Consider the following 2,865-nt stretch of genomic DNA (forward strand, 5'->3'; position numbering starts at 1 on the left):
GCGGCAGCGGGGTCGTCGTGCTGCCCTGCGGCGCCGGGAAGACGCTGGTCGGCGCCGGGTCCATGGCCCAGGCGAAGTCGACCACGCTGATCCTGGTCACCAACACCGTCTCCGCCCGGCAGTGGAAGCACGAGCTGGTGAAGCGGACCTCGCTGACCGAGGACGAGATCGGCGAGTACAGCGGCACGAAGAAGGAGATCCGGCCGGTCACCATCGCCACCTACCAGGTGCTGACGACCCGGCGGAAGGGCGTCTACCCGCACCTGGAGCTGTTCGACTCCCGGGACTGGGGGCTGATCGTCTACGACGAGGTGCACCTGCTGCCCGCGCCGGTGTTCAAGTTCACCGCCGACCTCCAGGCGCGCCGCCGGCTCGGGCTCACGGCCACCCTCGTGCGCGAGGACGGCCGCGAGTCGGACGTGTTCTCCCTCATCGGGCCCAAGCGGTTCGACGCGCCCTGGAAGGAGATCGAGGCGCAGGGCTACATCGCGCCCGCCGACTGCGTCGAGGTCCGGGTGAACCTCACCGACTCCGAGCGGCTGGCGTACGCCACCGCCGAGGCGGAGGAGAAGTACCGCTTCTGCGCCACGACCGAGACCAAGCGGAAGGTCACCGAGGCGATCGTCCGCCGGTTCGCCGGGCAGCAGATCCTCGTCATCGGGCAGTACATCGACCAGCTGGACGAGCTGGGCGAGCACCTGAACGCCCCGGTGATCAAGGGCGAGACCTCCAACGCGCAGCGCGAAAAGCTCTTCGACGCGTTCCGCGAGGGCGAGATCAACGTGCTGGTGGTGTCGAAGGTCGCCAACTTCTCCATCGACCTGCCCGAGGCCACGGTCGCCGTCCAGGTCTCCGGCACCTTCGGCTCCCGCCAGGAGGAGGCCCAGCGGCTCGGCCGGGTGCTGCGCCCCAAGGCCGACGGCCACCAGGCCCACTTCTACTCCGTCGTCGCCCGCGACACCATCGACCAGGACTTCGCCGCCCACCGGCAGCGCTTCCTGGCCGAGCAGGGGTACGCCTACCGGATCATGGACGCGGACGACCTCCTGGCCGACAGCTAGGGCGTGTCTTTCGGATCAGCCCGACTCGGATCGGCGGTGCCTTGTCGGTGCCGGTGAGCGGGGCTCGGTGCGTGCGGCCGCAAGGCGGAGGAGGGAGTCGACGCGGAGCGTCGGCGACCGACGACAACGCGGCGGACGTGCGTGCCGAGCCCCGCGGCCCCGGGGTGATCCGAAAGACACGCCCTTAAGCGCGTCACGCGGTGTGCACCTCCAGGGCGGCGCGCACCGCGGACTCCAGCGCGCCCTCGATCCACGCCGGCTTCACGGAGGTGTGGTCGCCCGCGAAGTGCAGGGGGCCCTCGGGCGTCGGGATCGACGGGAGCAGTTCCGTGTGCTGGCCGGGCAGCAGGACGGACGCCTCGCCGTAGGCGTAGGGGTCGCGCAGCCAGCTCTGGGTGCGGCCCGCGCCCGTGTAGAAGACCTCGATCCGCTGGCCGTACACCTCCTGCAGGCCGCACAGGGCGTACGGGTAGCGGGCGTCGTCGTCCAGACAGTCCCAGCGCAGGGCGTCGTCCGCCCAGCTGTAGGAGGCCAGGACCACCCCGCCCGCGCTGCCGGGGACCGGGTGGGACGGGTGGTACATGAAGCGGTTGGCGTTGTCCGACACCGAGCCGCCGCCGGTGACGCCGGCCGCTTCCGGCTGGTCGCGGGCGACGGCCCGGTGGGCGGCGTAGTGGACGCGCTGGCCGGGGGTGATGTGGCCGGCCGGGACGGACGGGTGGGCGCCGAGCAGGCGGCCGTCGCCCGGGGTGCGTCCGGTGCGGTAGGCGTCGTAGAGACCGGGGTCGATGCGGTGCAGCTCCCGCTTCCAGTCGGACTCCTCGAACTCCCACCAGCGGCGGCTGAACTCCAGCAGCACCTTGGTCGCGCAGTCGTAGTGCAGCTCGGTGACGGCCCGGCGCTTGGGGTACGACATCGGCGGGCTGATCCGTACGTGGCGCAGGCCGGAGAAGGGCACGGTCACCACGGCCGCGTCGGCGGTGAACTGCTCCCGCACGACCGGGCCGCCCCGCCCCTCGGAGACGGTGTCCACCCACACGCGGGGCCCCTTGGCGTGGACGTGCCGCGTGTCGCCGCCGGCCCGGTCGGGGTCGTAGTACTCGATCCTGGTGACCCGCCGGTCGAACCGCACGGCGTCGCGGACCTTGGCCAGCAGGGCGTCCGGCAGCACGGCCGTGCCGCCCTCCAGCTCCCAGAACGCCGTGTCCGGGCTGATCAGGGAGGAGCCGATGAAGCTGTGGACGAACGACAGCGGCAGCCGTGAGGTGAGGTTCTCGATGGTGCCGATGAGGTCGACCGTCCGCTCGTCCAGGCCGGCGTGCTCGGTCAGGAAGCGGAACATCGACCAGTCGCCGAAGCGCTGGATCACCCTGGCCCAGCCGCGGACCCGCTCGGGCAGCGGCTTGTCGACCCGCTTGCCGTCCGGGCCGACCGTGCTGAACTCGTCGCGGACCGGGTCGAGCACCGAGCGCAGGACGGCCGCGGCCGGGGTGTCCCAGTGGGCGCGCGGGACGCCGAAGGAGCGGTTGATGCGCCGGGGCGCGCGGGCGTAGTCGGCGCGCCGCATCCGGATGCCGTTGACGTGGATCCAGGTGTGGGAGACGGGGCGTCCGTCCGCGTCGACGTCGACGTAGTAGAACGGCCGTTTCCGCAGGCCCAGTTGGTCGATGAGGTCCATCACCAGCGGGTGGCTGCCGGGCAGCCGCATCGCACCGGCCTCGGCGTACTGGTGCGGGTCGGCGAAGGGCTGCGCCGCCTTCTCGTGGCCGCCGCGGCGGAAGGTCTTGATGCGTCCGCCCGCCCG

At 72.0% G+C, this 2,865-nt stretch carries 2 protein-coding genes; one reads left to right on the plus strand and one right to left on the minus strand.

Annotated elements, in window-relative coordinates:
- On the plus strand, positions 1-1,061 hold a 1,061-nt coding region (locus IE312_RS42590), incomplete at its 5' end, for a DNA repair helicase XPB (protein WP_229900629.1).
- 193 nt (positions 1,062-1,254) lie between these two features.
- On the opposite strand, the gene IE312_RS30715 is transcribed toward IE312_RS42590, so the two are convergent.
- Positions 1,255-2,865 (minus strand): flavin monoamine oxidase family protein (locus IE312_RS30715; RefSeq protein WP_189985530.1); only part of this gene is annotated, 1,611 nt, incomplete at its 5' end.

This window comes from Streptomyces capoamus (assembly GCF_014654935.1).
Taxonomy (GTDB): domain Bacteria; phylum Actinomycetota; class Actinomycetes; order Streptomycetales; family Streptomycetaceae; genus Streptomyces; species Streptomyces capoamus.